The 16915-nt window shown below is 37.2% G+C and carries 17 protein-coding genes; 3 read left to right on the top strand and 14 right to left on the bottom strand.

The window, feature by feature from the left end:
• Positions 1-111: 111 nt before the first annotated feature.
• From CWR45_RS06690 to CWR45_RS06680, 3 genes are read right to left on the bottom strand one after another with little or no spacing between them, the layout of a single operon-like run.
• Entirely contained in the window at positions 112-942 is an 831-nt protein-coding gene (locus CWR45_RS06690) for a GNAT family N-acetyltransferase (protein ID WP_115749098.1), read from the bottom strand.
• A gap of 17 nt (positions 943-959) precedes the next feature.
• On the bottom strand, positions 960-1454 hold the full coding sequence (locus CWR45_RS06685) for an NUDIX hydrolase (RefSeq protein ID WP_342770085.1): 495 nt from the start codon (positions 1452-1454) through the stop codon (positions 960-962).
• Between the two features lie 15 nt (positions 1455-1469).
• Positions 1470-2090, bottom strand: coding sequence for a DJ-1/PfpI family protein (locus tag CWR45_RS06680; protein WP_115749097.1), 621 nt, complete (start codon positions 2088-2090; stop codon positions 1470-1472).
• Between the two features lie 276 nt (positions 2091-2366).
• Between CWR45_RS06680 and CWR45_RS06675 the strand changes: the two genes are divergently transcribed.
• Complete coding sequence (locus tag CWR45_RS06675; protein ID WP_115749096.1) at positions 2367-2885, top strand: hypothetical protein; 519 nt, start codon at positions 2367-2369, stop codon at positions 2883-2885.
• A gap of 213 nt (positions 2886-3098) precedes the next feature.
• Here CWR45_RS06675 and CWR45_RS06670 read toward each other — a convergent pair whose 3' ends face one another.
• The 8 genes from CWR45_RS06670 to CWR45_RS06635 form a co-directional block, all read right to left on the bottom strand.
• Positions 3099-3377: a 2TM domain-containing protein gene (locus CWR45_RS06670; protein ID WP_115749095.1), complete on the bottom strand. Its 279-nt coding sequence runs from the start codon at positions 3375-3377 to the stop codon at positions 3099-3101.
• Between the two features lie 41 nt (positions 3378-3418).
• Entirely contained in the window at positions 3419-3874 is a 456-nt protein-coding gene (locus CWR45_RS06665) for a GNAT family N-acetyltransferase (RefSeq protein WP_115749094.1), read from the bottom strand.
• Between the two features lie 316 nt (positions 3875-4190).
• Positions 4191-5366, bottom strand: a complete 1176-nt coding sequence (solA, locus tag CWR45_RS06660; RefSeq protein ID WP_115749093.1) for an N-methyl-L-tryptophan oxidase — start codon at positions 5364-5366, stop codon at positions 4191-4193.
• A gap of 743 nt (positions 5367-6109) precedes the next feature.
• Positions 6110-7333, bottom strand: a complete 1224-nt coding sequence (locus tag CWR45_RS06655; RefSeq protein ID WP_115749092.1) for a M24 family metallopeptidase — start codon at positions 7331-7333, stop codon at positions 6110-6112.
• Positions 7334-7596: 263 nt separating this feature from the next.
• On the bottom strand, positions 7597-8883 hold the full coding sequence (locus CWR45_RS06650) for an MFS transporter (protein ID WP_115749091.1): 1287 nt from the start codon (positions 8881-8883) through the stop codon (positions 7597-7599).
• Positions 8884-8923: 40 nt separating this feature from the next.
• On the bottom strand, positions 8924-9700 hold the full coding sequence (locus CWR45_RS06645; RefSeq protein WP_211315941.1) for a creatininase: 777 nt from the start codon (positions 9698-9700) through the stop codon (positions 8924-8926).
• A 40-nt stretch (positions 9701-9740) separates the two neighbouring features.
• Entirely contained in the window at positions 9741-11096 is a 1356-nt protein-coding gene (gene codB / locus CWR45_RS06640; protein WP_115749090.1) for a cytosine permease, read from the bottom strand.
• A 121-nt stretch (positions 11097-11217) separates the two neighbouring features.
• A complete protein-coding gene (locus tag CWR45_RS06635; protein WP_115749089.1) occupies positions 11218-12525 on the bottom strand; it encodes an MFS transporter in 1308 nt (435 codons plus the stop codon).
• Positions 12526-12993: 468 nt separating this feature from the next.
• Here CWR45_RS06635 and CWR45_RS06630 point away from each other — a divergent pair, with 468 nt between their 5' ends.
• Complete coding sequence (locus tag CWR45_RS06630) at positions 12994-13902, top strand: LysR family transcriptional regulator (RefSeq protein WP_115749088.1); 909 nt, start codon at positions 12994-12996, stop codon at positions 13900-13902.
• A 200-nt stretch (positions 13903-14102) separates the two neighbouring features.
• Positions 14103-14525 (top strand): GlcG/HbpS family heme-binding protein, encoded by a 423-nt coding sequence (locus tag CWR45_RS06625; RefSeq protein ID WP_115749087.1) that lies wholly within the window; start codon positions 14103-14105, stop codon positions 14523-14525.
• A gap of 320 nt (positions 14526-14845) precedes the next feature.
• Here CWR45_RS06625 and CWR45_RS06620 read toward each other — a convergent pair whose 3' ends face one another.
• From CWR45_RS06620 to CWR45_RS06610, 3 genes are all read right to left on the bottom strand, one after another.
• Entirely contained in the window at positions 14846-15331 is a 486-nt protein-coding gene (locus CWR45_RS06620; RefSeq protein WP_115749086.1) for a YrvL family regulatory protein, read from the bottom strand.
• Between the two features lie 28 nt (positions 15332-15359).
• Positions 15360-15866: a GNAT family N-acetyltransferase gene (locus tag CWR45_RS06615; RefSeq protein ID WP_211315940.1), complete on the bottom strand. Its 507-nt coding sequence runs from the start codon at positions 15864-15866 to the stop codon at positions 15360-15362.
• A 304-nt stretch (positions 15867-16170) separates the two neighbouring features.
• A complete protein-coding gene (locus CWR45_RS06610) occupies positions 16171-16851 on the bottom strand; it encodes an SIMPL domain-containing protein (protein ID WP_115749084.1) in 681 nt (226 codons plus the stop codon).
• Positions 16852-16915: the final 64 nt, after the last annotated feature.

The following is a 16915-nucleotide window of genomic DNA, read 5'->3' as shown; positions in this document are numbered from 1 at the left end:
TTCTAGGTTGTTTTCAATAGTATTTAGACGAAAGGATATAAAAAACTTTCTCACTTAATTCCGTGACAATAGAGATCATGCCCTGCTCTACTGCTAGTACGAGTGCTTACGTTATTGTTCCATCCGATAATAATCCTGTGCATGGAATGATTGAAAACCACATGATTCATAGAGCTTTAACGCATGATTGTTTGTCGCCTCAACATCAAGGAAGATATTCTTTCCCTGTTGATGCTCTGCTAAAACTATTTTCTTCAAAGCTTTCCTGCCAATCCCTTTACCCTGATGTTCTGGTAATATAGCAAACCCGTATATCCAAGCATCGCTCTTCTCATGAGAAACTCTAATTTTCCCTACAGCTTCCTCTTCAAATTCAATGATGTAAAATTGTTGATCGTTTTCCCGCCTTATTCGGTTGTTATAATCAACTGCCTCTCCTTCTGAAAATCCAAAACAGCAAACATCTAGTTGGACTTCTAGCTGAAGATCAGCTTTAGTGACTGACGGTCTTATTCGAACATCTTTTTCTTCTATCAATTCCGTTTCAAACCATTTCATTTGATATTCTGTATTAGCATAATTGCATGTTAATGATTCGAAAAATTTCTTTGCCATAACAGAGTTTGCAGGAGCATTCAATAATATTTCATCATATTGCCGTTCTTTACAAACTTGAATTGCTTTCGAAAATAGATCCGAGAAGATTCCTTTTCTCCGGTGCTGTGGATGCACCATTCCACATATTTCTACCTTGTTACCAAAATCATATAATGCTAAAAATCCAACAAGCAGACCATTACTACTATAATGGAAGAAATCATTTGCTTCCCCTTCCTCCCTTTTTCGCAGCATGTCCCAATTCAGTTTTAATTCAAAGTCCTCTCCCGCCTCACAGATAAATTGGAGCGATTTAATTTCTTTTAATTGTTCATATGTTAACATCCCTAAACTCCCTCTTTTTATTTTCCGATTGTAGCCTCTTGTTCCTGAGGGATAGTTGCAAATTCAAGAACCCTATCCCCATCATAAACAAATTGATGTTCATATGTACGATCATCTTCTAACATTGTATGTAGATAATATTTCAGATTCGCGATGCCTTCATTTTCAGGATGCAAAATCCAGTCAATCTTTTTCCAATCCAAGATCCCTTCCACTGTTTTCAATGGCGTAGGATATTGATAATTTTCAGCTACTTCTGCAATATACGCATACATGCCACCTTGAGAAACATTCTTATCAATCCAAGTAACCATGCCTTTATATGCCACCTTAGCTACTTCAATCCCTGTTTCTTCCTTAATTTCACGTAGTATGCATTCCAATGGTGTTTCACCCAATTCTAACTTGCCACCAACACCATTCCATCTTCCCATCCAGCTCGATTTTTCACGATTCAATAGTAATATTTCATTTCCTCTTTTAATGAAGCAAATGGTGTATTTAAACATCATCTTCTTCCCCCTACCTTATGTAAATTCAATTGTTTTGGCGGTTCTCTCTGCCGCTTCACTTCCAAGTACTTGTTCAACCAAGTATAGTGCCATATTAATTCCAGATGACACGCCACCACAAGTAATAACATTTTCATCTTGTATAACTTTTTCAGAAGCTACTTGAATAGATGGATACTTTCTTTTAAGTATATTCGAAGCTAAGTGGTGTGTCGCTGCCTTTTTTCCGTTCAACACACCTGTTCTTGCAAGAATAAATGCCCCTGTACAAACAGAGCACAAGTAGTCAACTTGCGAGTGTTCCATAATCCAATTTATTATTCTTTCATTTTTGCTTATTTCCTCTACAGCTCGCAGCGGTCCTCCAGGAATGATTAATATATCAATTTTGGGTGCATTCACAAAACTAAATTCCGGTTCTACTTTTATCCCTGTATGTGTTTTTATTTGTTCACCCGTTTCGGAAACCGTAAAGACACGGAATGGATTGTTTGCCAACATTTTCTTTTTATATAGATTTACAGATTGCTGTAATTTATTTATAGCTGCAAGTGATAACACTTCGGCTGGTCCAGAGAAGTCCAAAATGTCTACATACTCATACAGCAATATCCCCACCTGTTTCTGTTTATTCAATGTTCCAACGTCCTTCCCAATTATTTTAAATGCTCAGCACTTATCACTCTCTTGTATTTGACTCACTAACTTTTTTTCTAAAAAGCTTCCCGATACCTCCGTATGTAAAATCACGTAACCTCGCTCCTTTATACCATTTTATCATAATTACATAGGTAGTTTTGCTGATATGTGTCAATTTTCAGTTAAAATATTAAAGAATAATTATCGAAAAATTGAAACCTAACACTTAATTTATCGTATAAGTACTATTACATATTGAAGGAGCAGATTATATTGAAAAAAATATTATTAACAATTGCAATTTTGCTGCTTGTTATACTTGTGGCATGTTCCGATGATGCAAATCCATCTGCAAAGATAATATCTGAATATCCAGAAACAATTATCCAAGATATTGAAGTACTGCCTGAAGATTTCAGAAAAAACATCGTCGTTCCTTCAAAACTTCCAGATACTTACGAAACGATACATTTTGGATATTCTAGTGAGCCGTACAACGACCCAACAGGTAATATTATTAACACAACCTTTATTTACGCAGATGAAGCTACAGATTATCAGCTTATTCTCAACACGATGTATGGCGATGTAACGTTTGCAAATGAAACTAGTAATGAAACGGTAACCTTGGAAAGCGGCATAGAGGCTAAAGTGACTGGAGAGTACGAACTACATTGGCAGGGAGAAGATGGTAATTATCAGGAGTTATCGTTACTAGTACCTCCTGATGTCACAGATGCTGATTTCACGATAGATGATTTAGTTGAGATTGCTAACTCGATGTTGGAATAATTATTAATAAGCTAAGTTGCTATAACATTTGGGCTAACAATCTTACAAATAGCTGCATAAAGGAGTCAAAATACCTAGGTTTCTCGAATCAGTTATTCTAATACTTTCTGCTGTAAATATTAAGGCACTGCATACATGCAGTGCATATTTTTATTATCGTATATTTGAAATCTATGACTGCCTCCATATGACGAGCATTATTATCTCTAACGATTAATTGTCCCGCTTATCCTTCTCCATATATTCTTTTATTTTTCTTTCTTCCCAGTCTGCACCCATGAATCCGTCAGAATAGACAGAGAGTGCATGCGCGATTAAGCCAATCCCCCACCCCATGAGTGGATAGATAAACCACCAATGACTTGCATCGGTTACCATATTAATGATAAATAGCATGATATTTACTAAAATATAGGATAGTAGATGTTGATAAAACCCTTTCAGATTTTGTACCCGCTTCTTCGCTCTTAAGTACTTTTCTTCGTTCTCCATTTTTATTTTGCTCCCAGTAATTTAATTTTGCCAAATGATGATTAAATTAACTTTCGCTCCAGTCGAATCATGTCTCGGCAAATAATTCCGTTCTCGATAATCTGTTCTTCATAATTTCTCACGAAGAAATCAGGCTCAATTCCAATGATACGAAATCCACACTTTTGATACAGAGCGAGCTGACCGATACTTGAATTTCCTGTACCTACTTGAATGGCAGAATACCCTTGCTTTCTAGCATATTCAATGGCATGATTGATTAATTCCTTTCCAATCCCTTTTCCTTGTTCTTTTTCAGCTACAGCGATATTCATTAGCTCAATCGTAGTTGCGTTTATTGGCAATAAAACATAAACTGCGATAATCTCATCTCGATTCCTTGCAATAAAACAATTTCCAGCAGCTAAATATTCCTCTACAAGCTCACGTGATGGATCTGCTGATAGGAGCAATTCCATTGGCGCCGCTTCTGTCGACTTCAAATGTTCGATAATCATAACTTATACTTCCCCTGTGATTTTATTATTTTAGTTCCTAGAAACAAATCTTTTTTAAATATATTATGTATGATAATTGCACTTCTCTCCAAATTATTTTCACTAAATTTTCTATGAAGCTGATTCATTAAATTTATGGTGTATTTATTACTCACACCCTAATTCTAAATCTTCTATTAACAAGGTCATTTTATCTTAGGCAATCAAATCCTGCAAGATACACACTGGAAGCTAATAATGACCCAGCCAAAAAAGATGCCTATTTCTAGACATCTTTTTCACAATGATAATAACTTAATAAAATACTTCATGCCAATTACTTACTGACACTTTTCTCCTGCAAACTTGGTCGATTAATTCTAAAAATATTAATATCGTGCTCTGTTTCACCTTTCACAGCTAATTGAGATAATATTTCACCTACGACACTTGCAAACTTGTAGCCATGTCCAGCAAATCCTGCTGCGATAGAAATATGTGAATGCTGTGGATGTTTATCAATGATAAAGTGCCCGTCCGGGGTTCTTGTATACATACAAATGACCCCTTTCTTTAACGCTCCTGAAGCTTTCGGCATGAAATTATCCAAGAATTCACGAATATGTCCCTCATCATTTGGATCAGAACCAAATTCACGGTTCATTGTCTCAGGTTCAATGATATCAACGAAATCATGCCTTCCCACTTTTACGCCGCATCCGCCGAACGTAGGAAATCCGTAATAAATGGCTCTAGTGTCACCACTTGGAACTTCAACCATGAAAGTAGGAAAATTATTTACATTAAATAATGATTCTTCTGCTTCAAACCAAGCAACAGGTTGACGTGTCGGTATGAGTGGCAAATCCAGGTCCAGTTTGGCAAGAATCTCCTTATTCCAAGCTCCACTGCAAATAATTAGTTTGTTTGCTGTAAATGTGTCTTTGTTCGTAACGACTTTCACCCCATCTTCATATGCCTCGATATCGACAACGGGATTGTTAACGGATAATTCAGCACCATGGTGTTCTGCAAGTTCTCTATAAGCCTGAATACAATTTTCACTATATAAAAATCCGGAATTAGGTTCATAAAAGGCATTATAATCATCCGGAACATTTAACCCTGGAAAACGGTCTTTCATTTCTGCCCCTGAAAGGTGATCGACTTCTAAATTATATTCTATCCCACTTGCAATTGCCTCATCAATAAATGGCGCATTCCCTTTAGGACCAAAGCCCATTGCACCAGCTTGGGTAAATATTTTTAGATGCGTTTTCTTTTCTAGCTCATTCCACAGCTCTTGTGATCTAAGTGCTAGAGGGACATACTCTCTTCCCTCACCATACGCATGTCGGATAATTCGTGTTTCACCAAAGTGACTTCCTTGATCATGTGGCGGATCAAATGCATCGATTAATAATGTTTTTACTCCTTGTTTCGCTAAATAATAGCCTGCAGCCATCCCCATTGAACCAGCACCAACAACAATTACTTCATAATGTCTTGTCATTCATAATCCCCCTATTAGATTTGAAGTTTTTTGGGTAACTTGTTTTTTCCATTTTTTCTCCGTAATCGCTTTCAACGTTTTACATTGCCATCTAGCTTGTTTAAATAAATTATATAATGATTTCACCTTCACGTATAATGATGGAAAGAGATGTCTTCCATCTGAATTAGTGAATGCTCTATCAGGCTTAGACTGTTAATTTTGAGGTGATAATTGATAACTCGTAGTCGATAAAATCTGCTTGAAATGGAAATTGCTCACGGGCTAGTCGCTGCGAAAATACACTACGCTTTCCGCGGGGGGCTGGTGAGCCTTCTTGTGCTTTCGCACTTCAAAGTCTCACCTAGGCCCTTCCTCCCGCAGGAGTCTTCGTGTATTTTCTCCGCTGGAGTGGTGCGAGAAGAAGTTACTATCTTTCTATAAAGAGAGAGCGCTTCCCTTACACATAGCTGAATATTGGAGAAAAAAACAAAAGACTCTTTTAAAGCAGCATTATCCAACGAAAATGCATTACTATCAATTTTTCATACAGTAACCCCTACTATACAAGGAGCTATTCGGAAGCAATAATCAACATCGCACTTAATATAAATAGCGGAAGATTTTTTGATAAGAAGCGTTACCTCAGTCTCAAATTTTAATTATAAGGCCTAAAGGGAAAAAGTGATGCCCACCTTTTGATACAGGTGGGCACTTTGGGAGCTTCATTAATAGAGTCCGTTCGTGATTAGTGATCCGAGTTATTACTTCTTAATAATATTATGTTCTGGACCATATGGGAATTTAGTGATATTTTCAGCACCATTTACTGTTACAACAAGAATGTCGTGTTCACGATATCCGCCTGCACCGGGCTCACCTTCTGGAACCATTATCATTGGCTCCATAGAGATAACCATTCCCGGCTCGATGACAGTTTCAATGTCTTCACGTAGCTCAAGCCCTGCTTCCCTACCATAATAATGACCTAGCACCCCGAAAGAATGCCCATAGCCGAATGTACGGTTTGCAAGTAGGTTATGCTCACGATAAATGTCATTTAATTCTAAAGCGATATCCATACATCTTACACCAGGCTTGATCAGTTGAAGTCCTCTTTCATGAACTTTTACATTTATTTCCCATAGTTCAAGATGTCTCTCAGGAACTTCTTCTAAAAATAACGTACGTTCCAGTGCTGTATAATAACCAGCAATCATCGGAAAACAGTTTAAACTAAGTATCTCACCGCGCTGTACTTTGCGTGAAGTCGCCCAGTTATGTGCCCCATCCGTATTTATCCCGGACTGGAACCATATCCATGTATCTCTTAGTTCTGCGTGTGGATACGTACGGGCAATTTCGCGGGTCATCGCTTGTGTACCGTGAAGTGCGACCTCGTATTCTGGTACACCCTCTTTGATTGCTTCAACAACTGCGGCACCACCGATATCGGCGATACGTGCACCATTTTTAATCAGCTCGATTTCTTCCTCAGATTTGAACATTCGTTGACGCATCGTTATTTTTGAAACATCAATAAGTTCAGCATTCGGAAATGCATCCTCTACTTTCTTGCGCATTTCCAGTGTGACATGATCATCTTCCACACCTAATCGTTTCGGTATCGTTCCTAATATCTTTTGAATGCTATGCAAGTAATTATCCTTTTGCCAATCCGTATATACAATGTTATCGCCAAAACTGCGGCGCCATGGCTGCCCGCCATCAATATTGGCACTAACAGTAAAATGTTTATCCTGGGTTACTACAAGAGCATATGATCGTCCGAATGAAGTATAAAGGAAATCACTATAGTAGTTTATATTATGATATGAAGTGAATAACACTGCATCCAAATCCAATTCAGCCATTTTTTGACGTAAAATAGCATTGCGATTTTCCATCTCTTGCTTTGAAAAGGTTGGTTGCACCTTTTCTCCATTTTCAATTATTTTTATTCTTTCAAGATCATTTACTTTTTGCATTTGTATAACCCTCCCATTTTTAATCTTCAATCTACCTTTTTAATAGTCAGCTAAAGATTGTTCTACTGCTCCTATCGCCTCCTGCAACTTTTGATTAAATGTTCCAACCCTCGAATGTATGCGTTTACATAATGGTGATTTTAATGATTAATATTAGTATAATAGATAGAAATGTTCCTGTATAATAGCTAAAACCAATGAAACATATCTGTTTTACAGATTGCTATTAATGTTTGATTGCATCTTTTCTATAGAAATTCTGATTATGAATTAATATGATGTGTAATGATATTTTTTCTTTGGGGAGATTTTGTCTTTTGCATCATATATAGCTTTATACATCCTAGCCCACCCATAAAACAAACGATGGAAGAGACGATAAAAGCAATAAAATAAAATCCGGTAAAATCCACGATGGAACTAATAACAATAGGTGAGATAAATTGTCCAATACCAAAAAACAGTGTAATGAATCCAATTCCAGTTGGCACGTTAATCGGATGGATGAAATCACTAATAGACGCAGCCATCGTCGTCGGTATTGCCCAAAGTGTTACGGCATAAACAATCGCATTAATAAGCAGCAAAACTGGTTGATGAACGAAACCAAATAGGATCAATATAACAGATTGTACAACGAGAACAATGAACAGTGTAGAAGTTCTTCCGATTCGATCTGATATATGCCCCCATATATATCCGCTTATAATACTGCCTAACCCAGCAAACGCGAAAAAGCTGCCAGCAGCTTCTTTATCAAGATGTATCTCCTTCATCAGATAATCCACTAAAAATGTTGAAAACATGATATAACTAAATCCCCACGCCATGTAAATCATGCCTGTCATCCATATTGTTTTATTTTTGTATACGTTTTTTTCCTTATTATCATGCTGTAATTCGGTATTTGCATGAAGCAGTAATTCAGTATTATTTTTCGCATCTATTGGCTTCAGACCGACTTCCTCGGGAGTGTTATTTAAAAAAAGCAAATTAATCGGTATAATGATTAATACAACGGCTCCCATTGTATACCAACTAATTTGCCATCCTTTGTCAATATTTAACGAAATGATAATTGGAACAACGAAACCGCTAACCGCCATGCCAAGTCCCGCACCGGAATAAGCGATTCCGATTGCCATTCCTTTACGCTTAGGAGAGAACCAATTTCCAATAAGACTAAGTGTAATTGTATTTCCTATCCCTGCCCCAATTCCAATAAGAAAACAAGCGCAGAACGCAGACAAAAAATTAAATGATAATGCGCCGGCAAACATCCCAGCGCAGGTTAATATGAGTGAGAATACAATCATTTTTTTAGCGGACAGACTGAAACGGACTGAAATATTTCCGGCTAGGGAAGCACTAATCACATATCCCAAAAAGATAGCGGATGAAACAATTCCTATTTCACTGTACGTTAGGTCCAAGCCTGCTTTCATAAAAGGAAAAATGGTCCCGAGTGAAAAACGCCCCAACCCAAGAAAAGCTAATAAGTTTAGGACACCTATAAAAAGTACAAACCACCCTTTATGAAAAGCTTTCATAATTGACACTTCCTACTTTATAATTTAGTTTTCCATTTATCTAAACATATTTCACTTCGGATACAGTAAATTCCTTCTTCAAAATTGAAATTATATTATTTACTACATCATCAACGATTAGGCGACCTTTTTCAGCTGTGCTAGATTTTCCAGTATAAAGACAACCTGAAGATGGAATCAACGTTTCAGATGGCGGGAATCTTTGATATGTCGGCGGATTTTCAATCGCATCATCTGTGATAAGATTTTCATGGACAAGATCTGGTGTAAAATACATCATCATTGATGTCTCTGTAATAGCAGCATGCTCCATTGCCCACCCCTTAAATTCCACCTCATCAAATATCACAGGCAATATTTCCTGCGAGATATTATCCCACCAATTGGTTAGTAGAATTTTAGGATATGCTTCCTTTTGATTCCTTAGTAGAAGATCACAAGCTTCAGCAAGAAATGCATCATTTTCATAATGTCCGCTCATAATTAAAATTTTCTTCCACCCATCATCAATAAACTCCTTTAGCACATCATAGATCAGAGAGGTCAGCGTAGCCCCATTTAAATCAACCGTGCCGGGGAACAGTGGACCTCCTCCACTAGCCGGTTGTGATTTATAACCAAAATTTATTGTTGGAGCAATAACTGCTTTAACTTTCTGTGCTATCGCATGGCTGTACCTTTCTGAAATAATTGAATCAACACCTAATGGTAAATGCGGACCATGCTGTTCAGTCGAACCAACAGGCAAAATAAGTATATGATCCTCCACTTTAGAATGATATTCCTTCCAAGTCATATTTCTAATTAGACTACTCAATACATTCACCCTTCCTTCCTATTTTGTAAAAAAACAGTTCCTACATCTTAGCTACATCAACATCAATGTCTATATCATCTTTACTGTTAATAAAATCCGCTTCATTCTTTATCTCATGATTGTCATCTATTCCTAATTTTCCAAAAATAACCTTCATAACATATACTAACCCAATTCCTAAGAGAATACCATTAAGCGGTGGAAGTCCTATCTCAAACACAGAACTCAGATAGGCACCCAATGTTGCCAAAATATAAGCGGATAAATTGGAGTATCGAACCATCCTGAATTTAACGTCTTCAATTCTAGGTAATGATTTTCTCCAGTTAAATAGATAATCCCCTATAATTAGCCCTCCAAGTGAAGGTACAAACACTCCTAATATTGTTAGGAAGGAGATAAACACCTCATATATACCTGTTGTTGCCAGTATTGTAGCGATAATAAGTCCCCCAATTACAAACGGGACTTTATTCGGTTTATTAAAGAATTCGGCTCCCGCAACACCAAAAGAATACGCTGATGTTGTATTTGTTGTCCATATATTAAATATTAAGATAAGCATGGCCATTACAATGATTCCCATTTTAATCAAGATATTTACCATATCCTCTTCTTGCATCACTAATCCACCTAGCATACCAGATATTGCCATAACAACATTTCCGATTAAAAAGGCCATAAATGACACAGTAAATGCTGTTCTAGGTGTTTTTGCAAAGCGTGCCCAATTCGGTGCTTGTGTACCTCCAGAAATAAATGCACCAATCACTATCGTTATTGCTGCGGCAAAGGTAATCGTTGTTGTCGGTTCAATTGCAAAAAGTTCTCGTATTCCTCCAGCTTGTTCGATACTTACTGCTGGAATTTTATAGGCTAAATATAGAAATGGTGGTATCGAAGCATATGCTACTATTTCCATCCCCTTCGTACCCCATATAGCAAAAGCACCCATGAAAAGCGACCAGAATATTGTAATTGGGATGAAATATGCTTCTAAACCAAGCGCTGCTGTAAACACTTTCCCCATATAAGCGGCCTGGAATGCATACCAGAAAATTTGCGTTCCTCCTAGTATAATATCCGTCCACTTTGATCCTAGTTTTCCTAAAGTGTACCGTGCCAATAATATCGTATTCAATCCTGTTTTAGCTGAAATCCAACATAGAATCCCTACGTATAGGGATAGGATTAAATTACCGAGTAATAGTACTTTAATTAAATCACTTAGAATCATAGATGTTCCAAGACTTGCCCCGGCTGCCATCGTTGTGACAATGAAAGTAAATCCTAGCAATATTGCAAATATAGAATACCAAGTCTTTCTTGCATGCATAGGTACATGGGTCAAGGTATAATCAACATCGACATATTCCTTCGTCACTTTCCCTTTCATAACATGGACACATCCCCGCTTTAATATTTTAAAAACAATTGCTACATCGCTTTTGATTTTCTATGGATGCTAAGTGATTCCCGCCGAATCCACCCCCTTTAAATAATTTTTTCAAACATACTTATCTTAATGGTTGGTTCGCAGTTTCTTTCGTCCAGAACAATGCGATGAAAGCAACAACTGCAGCACCCATGAGATAAAAGGCTGGAGCAAATGTATTATTTGTTGTAGCAATAAGGAATGTTGCGACAAATGGTGCAGTGCCACCAAACAGTGCATTACTCGAGTTAAATGATAGTGCAAAACAGCTATATCGAACATTTGTAGGAAACATTTCAGATAAAAAGGTAGCAAGTACACCGTCATTGCCTGCCAAAATTGCGCCTAGAAGGATTTGCGCCAATATGGCATACACGCCACCCCACGAAAGCATTACAAAAGTAGGGTACGTCAGCAAAAGAAATAGCACACAAGCAGTAATTAATACCGGCTTTCTCCCAACCCTGTCGGCAATAAAACCAATCAATGGCAGCAAAAGAACATAAGAACCAAGTGATAAAATCGTCGTCAAAATAGATGATGCAGCATTGAATCCTAATTCCTGTGAAAGATAGGTAGGCATGTATGTTAATATAATGTAAAACCCTACAGCGTTAAGAGATACTACACCTAAAGCTGCTACAACTTGCCGAAAGTTTTGCTTTATCCCTTTTAACATAGAGGTGTTTTTCTTCTTATTAGAAGATTGCTCTTTCTTCTCCATTTCCTTGAATAGTTCTGCATCTTCTAGTTTTAGTCGAATAAACAATGCGAATATACCTAGGGGTGCAGACAAAAGAAACGGAATCCGCCAGCCCCAGCTCTGTAATGCCTCTGTTGAAAGATTAAATTCTAGTAGTGAGGCAATTATTGCCCCTAATACAAGCCCTGCGGCAGTACTTGCTGGTACCATACTAACCAATAGACCCCTTTTTGAATCTGGAGCATGCTCTGCAATAAAAGCAGCTGCACCTGCATATTCTCCAGATGCCGAAAAACCTTGAACGAGGCGACAGACCAGGAGCAAAATAGGCGCCGCTATCCCTATCGATGCGTAACCAGGTATGATTCCTATCATAAACGTTGATAAAGACATAATAATAACAGTTAAAACCAAAATACGTTTTCTGCCAATCCTGTCACCATAATATCCCCAGATCACACCTCCAAGCGGCCGTACTATAAATGAAGCTGCAAATACTGCAAATGTTGCTAGTAACGCTGCAGTCTCATTACCTGGAGCAAAAAACACTGCTGCAATGACTGTCGCCAAATAGCCATATGTAGCATAGTCAAACCATTCTATCAAATTACCAATTGCTGCACCGAATACTGACTTTCTTAACCCTGCTGTATCTACTACTCTGGCATCCTCTCCTAGACTTTCCATTGATTCCCCCCTCTTCCATCGCTAGCCCACTTTCCGATTGCTTACCATGTATTATTAATTTAGGCACCTCTTTAAATATAAATTTAATGAATAATATTGTAAGCGTTTACACAATTATAAAGCTTGACAGTAATGATGTACAATAATTAGAAATGATGATTGTTATTCCTAATTCAGATGCTATGATTTACTATCTGTCCTTCTCATTCCTTGAAGAGGTTAGTTAAGCAGTATCGAACATTTAGGCATTCCCCCACACTTAAGCGAATACTTGAATTATACTGCCCCTCGATCTTACGGCCAGTAAAAAGTGGTATAAACCTTATAACAGGACTTTTCCCACTTGTTTATATTTTTAGACTATTATAAAATATAGTTATTCATAATGAGAAAAGGTAGCCAATAATCAATTCTATCATCATTGCTGAGTGCTTTAAGAAAATATTACGGCTTTTTAGGGGGGTTCTAATGGAGATTAAAGATTTGCGTATTTTTCAAAGCGTTGCCCATCTTAGTAGTATTAGCAAAGCAGCAAATGAATTAAACTTTGTTCAATCACATGTCACTGCCAGAATTAAATTGCTGGAAACAGAATTGCAAACGCAATTATTTCACCGGCACAGTCGTGGGACAACCTTAAATTCTGAAGGTAAGAAACTTCTAGCCTATTCAGAAAAGATACTCTCCATGATTGACGATATGAAAAAAGCCTTCCAAGATTCCGATAGCCCATCTGGTACATTAGAAATTGGAACAGTTGAAACGGTTATTAAACTGCCAATCATTTTATCTAGCTACCATAGAAATTATCCAAATGTTGATTTATCCTTAATAACCGGTGTGACAGAAGAACTTATTGATCAAATCTTAAAAAGAAAGCTAGATGGTGCATTTGTTACAGGTTTTAGTCCACATCCTGACATTGAACAAATTGAAGTTTTCCAGGAAAATTTAGTTTTAATATCCAACGATGAAAGAAGATCTATTGATGAACTGAAAAATAAACCACTTCTTGTTTTCAACACGGGTTGCAGTTATCGCGCACGCTTAGAGAGATGGCTAAGTGAGGAAGGTATTATTAATGGGAAGATAATGGAATTCGGTACATTGGAAACGATCCTCGGCAGTGTTATATCAGGTCTTGGAATTAGCCTTGTCCCAAAATCTACCGTGAGGCATTTAGAAATGGAAGGAGCCATTCAATGTCACCCGCTTCCAGATAAATATAGTAAAATATCTACAGTATTTATTATACGGAAAGATGCCTATTTGACCAATACACTCAATAAGTTTATTGAGACGATCGATAACTTTACAACTATTGCTTATCCACCGTTGTTGACACCATATTACAAGGTTGCAGTAAATGAAATCTAATGCCAGTATTAGTTTTTCTGATAGCTATTATCTTTACAGGTCATTTTACTAGATAGAAAATCCAGTTTATGATATTAGTAAGCTAAAACATCATAGAAAATGTTAACCGCACTTAATTCAAAAAGTAGTGTAGTTATTCTCCGAGAAATGAATGCGTTTCAGAAACATAAAATTGACTAATATGTTAGGAGGAATTTATGATGAGTAAAATCAATTTAGAAATTGCAAAACAATTAATTGAAGGTGCAGAAAAGGAAGCACAAAAGATTGGCGTTCAGATGGTTATTTCAGTTGTAGATGAAGGTGGAAACCTCATTGCCGTTCATCGTATGGATGATGCATGGCTTGCAAGTATTGAAATCGCTCAAAACAAGGCATGGACTTCTGTTGCGCTAAAAATGCCAACATCAAACTTGGCTGAGGCTACCGTACCTAAAGCGGAGCTTTATGGTTTAAACACGACAAATAATGGACGCCTTGTTGTCTTCGGTGGTGGCTTCCCACTTGTTAGAGATAATAAAGTTATTGGAGCTGTAGGTGTGAGTGGAAGTTCTGTAGAACATGATGTTCAAGTAGCACAGGCAGCTGTAAATGTTTTTGAAGGTTTGAATGTTAGCGTATAATAATAGATTAGAAACTAGCGTGTGAGGTCGGATTATTCCCCCACATAACAGGTAAAAGGACAGATAAAGGTAGAATATTGCCTTTCCTGTCCTTTTTATTTCGACTATATTGAAGGAGATTTTTCGTTGGATAGAAATGATAATAAGCTTTTTCAATAAATAAAAGACTGCAGCCCGATGACCATGAATTAATTGCAACTGATAACTTACTTGGTCACGAGCAGCGCTTTGAATAGTGATAACAACTATTATGCAAGCGAAAAGATATTATGGTGGTTGTGACTGCCCGTTACACATGGAATAATCGACTGAATTTAATATTATTCATGTTTATAATCATCCTGATTTCCATTGGATTCTTTCTTCTTTCTATCATCTTGTTCCAACAAATATTCTGAAACAGATACAACTAACGCTGCAACTAACTCCACTGTTAAAGGAATGTTCAGACCTGTCAGGAGTTCATCTGCAGTAAATATCGCAATCCAAGCAAAAAAAGCCTCGATCATGATTGTACCGACAATTAAAGCATATTTTCCTGGTGAAAAGTTGGAAAATATGATTAGTGGAATTTTCGCAAAAATATCCGTAAAGATGCCGATAATTAACACAAATAATATAAAGGTTAGAATTGTTAGCAGGGAATCATACTGAACACCAAAAAGATTAAATAACCCTGCAAAACCAAAGAAATAAATCCCAACTACGAATCCGAGTGCAATCCCGAGCAGGACTGTTATTGTCGTTATTGCTATTACTTTTTCTCTCATATCCTTCTTTTCTGATACTTCCTCTAATTTCCCCATTTACACATCCCTAACTTTGAAGACTTCTCTAGCTTTTACTCATGATTTTATTAACTTTTAACACCATTCTTACCGTATGTAAAATATGTCCACCGAAGTTATCCTCGAACTCCGAAACAACTTCAAATCCTTTTGCATTATAGAAATTCATGCCAATTTCGTTGTTTTTCTCTACATTTAAGTGAATTTCTTCCACATTACTAAAATGATTAATTCCATGCTGTAAAAAACCTGTTCCAATTCCTCGCCCTTGAAATTCTGGATGCAAATAAATAGCTCCTAGTTCTGTTGTCCCTTCTGAAGTAATCGGTGAATAGTTGGCAAAACCAACAATTCTCCCATCGACCTCGGCAACGAAGACAATCGAATGTTTTAATCTGCTTTTCATATTTTTGTCGCTATACGCAGCATTTAAAAAGTTCTCCTGAATATCACGGGGAATAATACCTTCGTAAGTCGCATTCCAGCTAGTTCTAGCTACATGCTGAACCTGTGGAATATCCTTCTTCTTCATGTTCCGTATCAAATAATCCAATTCTATCACCTCAGATAGTTACTTGATAAAATATTTCTAACATTATAACATTTATTACTTTCAGCGTAACTACTTTTTCTACATTCCCCTATTATTTTATACGGATTATTTCGAAAAAGGTTTCTATAATTTTATAAAATTATTTGTAATGGTGCTGAGAATAAGCTTTTTATCTTAAACAGCCATAAAAAGCAAGTGACGGAGTGCCATCACTTGCTTTCTATTAGGTAGTGAAGAAGGTATAAAAACTTTCTTTTTACATAAGTGCAACTTAGGATTTCACCGAAGGGCTTGGTGACAACTATTAATACTGGTATTGTACTTCAACCGCTGCATGCACCATTATTTGCCCCGGCTCGATTGGTGTTGCAAAGCTTTCCGCTGAAGCTGCCATCACCTTATATGTAGTTGGGGGTGCTCCTGTAGTTTGCTCGATAATTTTAATTGGGGGTTGATTTAGATTAAGCTGCATTGTTCTTGCAATGGCTTCAGCTTTTCCATTCGCATTTTCAAGTGCAGCACTTAGCGCCTGCTGATAATATATGTCCTTATCACGAACAGAAAACTGGATATTTGAAACACGATTCACCCCGTTTTTCACTGCCTCATCAATAATAGCACCGGCTTGATCAAGCGCACTTATCTCCACAGTAATTCCATTCGTAACCTCATATCCCCTGAATACTTGCTTGCCATCAACAAAATCATACCTTGGAAATACTGTAAAAGTAGTAGTATGAATATTTTCTCTCGAAACTCCCATATTGAGAAGTGCTTGAATTACTTGATTCATCTTACTCGCATTTTCCTGCTGTGCCAGACGGAGGGATTCATTCTCCGTGACTACTTCTAACTGTACCGTTACAATGTTTGGCTCCACCGAAATCTGTCCATTCCCCGTAACTGTCATCACACGACGAGCTTGTGATTGGTGCTGTGCTTGCCTATATTCAGTATTTGTTGGATATTGATATGGATAATACATCGTGATTCCACCTTTCTAAATTGCACAGTTCCGTTCTTTTAATGATATGCGCATTGAGGTGAAA

Source organism: Oceanobacillus chungangensis (genome assembly GCF_003369565.1).
Classification (GTDB): Bacteria; Bacillota; Bacilli; order Bacillales; family Amphibacillaceae; genus Oceanobacillus; species Oceanobacillus chungangensis.
The sequence above is the reverse complement of the archived record's forward strand: the minus strand, read 5'-3'. Positions and strand labels throughout refer to the sequence as shown.

Coding starts and splice junctions, on each gene's coding strand:
- CWR45_RS06670 (WP_115749095.1), bottom strand. CDS start 3,377: ATGGAGAACGAAGAAAAGTACTTAAGAGCGAAGAAGCGGGTACAAAAT.
- CWR45_RS06665 (WP_115749094.1), bottom strand. CDS start 3,874: ATGATTATCGAACATTTGAAGTCGACAGAAGCGGCGCCAATGGAATTG.
- CWR45_RS06620 (WP_115749086.1), bottom strand. CDS start 15,331: ATGGGGAAATTAGAGGAAGTATCAGAAAAGAAGGATATGAGAGAAAAA.
- CWR45_RS06685 (WP_342770085.1), bottom strand. CDS start 1,454: ATGATGTTTAAATACACCATTTGCTTCATTAAAAGAGGAAATGAAATA.
- CWR45_RS06625 (WP_115749087.1), top strand. CDS start 14,103: ATGAGTAAAATCAATTTAGAAATTGCAAAACAATTAATTGAAGGTGCA.
- solA (WP_115749093.1), bottom strand. CDS start 5,366: ATGACAAGACATTATGAAGTAATTGTTGTTGGTGCTGGTTCAATGGGG.
- CWR45_RS06630 (WP_115749088.1), top strand. CDS start 12,994: ATGGAGATTAAAGATTTGCGTATTTTTCAAAGCGTTGCCCATCTTAGT.
- CWR45_RS06610 (WP_115749084.1), bottom strand. CDS start 16,851: ATGTATTATCCATATCAATATCCAACAAATACTGAATATAGGCAAGCA.
- CWR45_RS06655 (WP_115749092.1), bottom strand. CDS start 7,333: ATGCAAAAAGTAAATGATCTTGAAAGAATAAAAATAATTGAAAATGGA.
- CWR45_RS06635 (WP_115749089.1), bottom strand. CDS start 12,525: ATGGAAAGTCTAGGAGAGGATGCCAGAGTAGTAGATACAGCAGGGTTA.
- codB (WP_115749090.1), bottom strand. CDS start 11,096: ATGAAAGGGAAAGTGACGAAGGAATATGTCGATGTTGATTATACCTTG.
- CWR45_RS06690 (WP_115749098.1), bottom strand. CDS start 942: ATGTTAACATATGAACAATTAAAAGAAATTAAATCGCTCCAATTTATC.
- CWR45_RS06650 (WP_115749091.1), bottom strand. CDS start 8,883: ATGAAAGCTTTTCATAAAGGGTGGTTTGTACTTTTTATAGGTGTCCTA.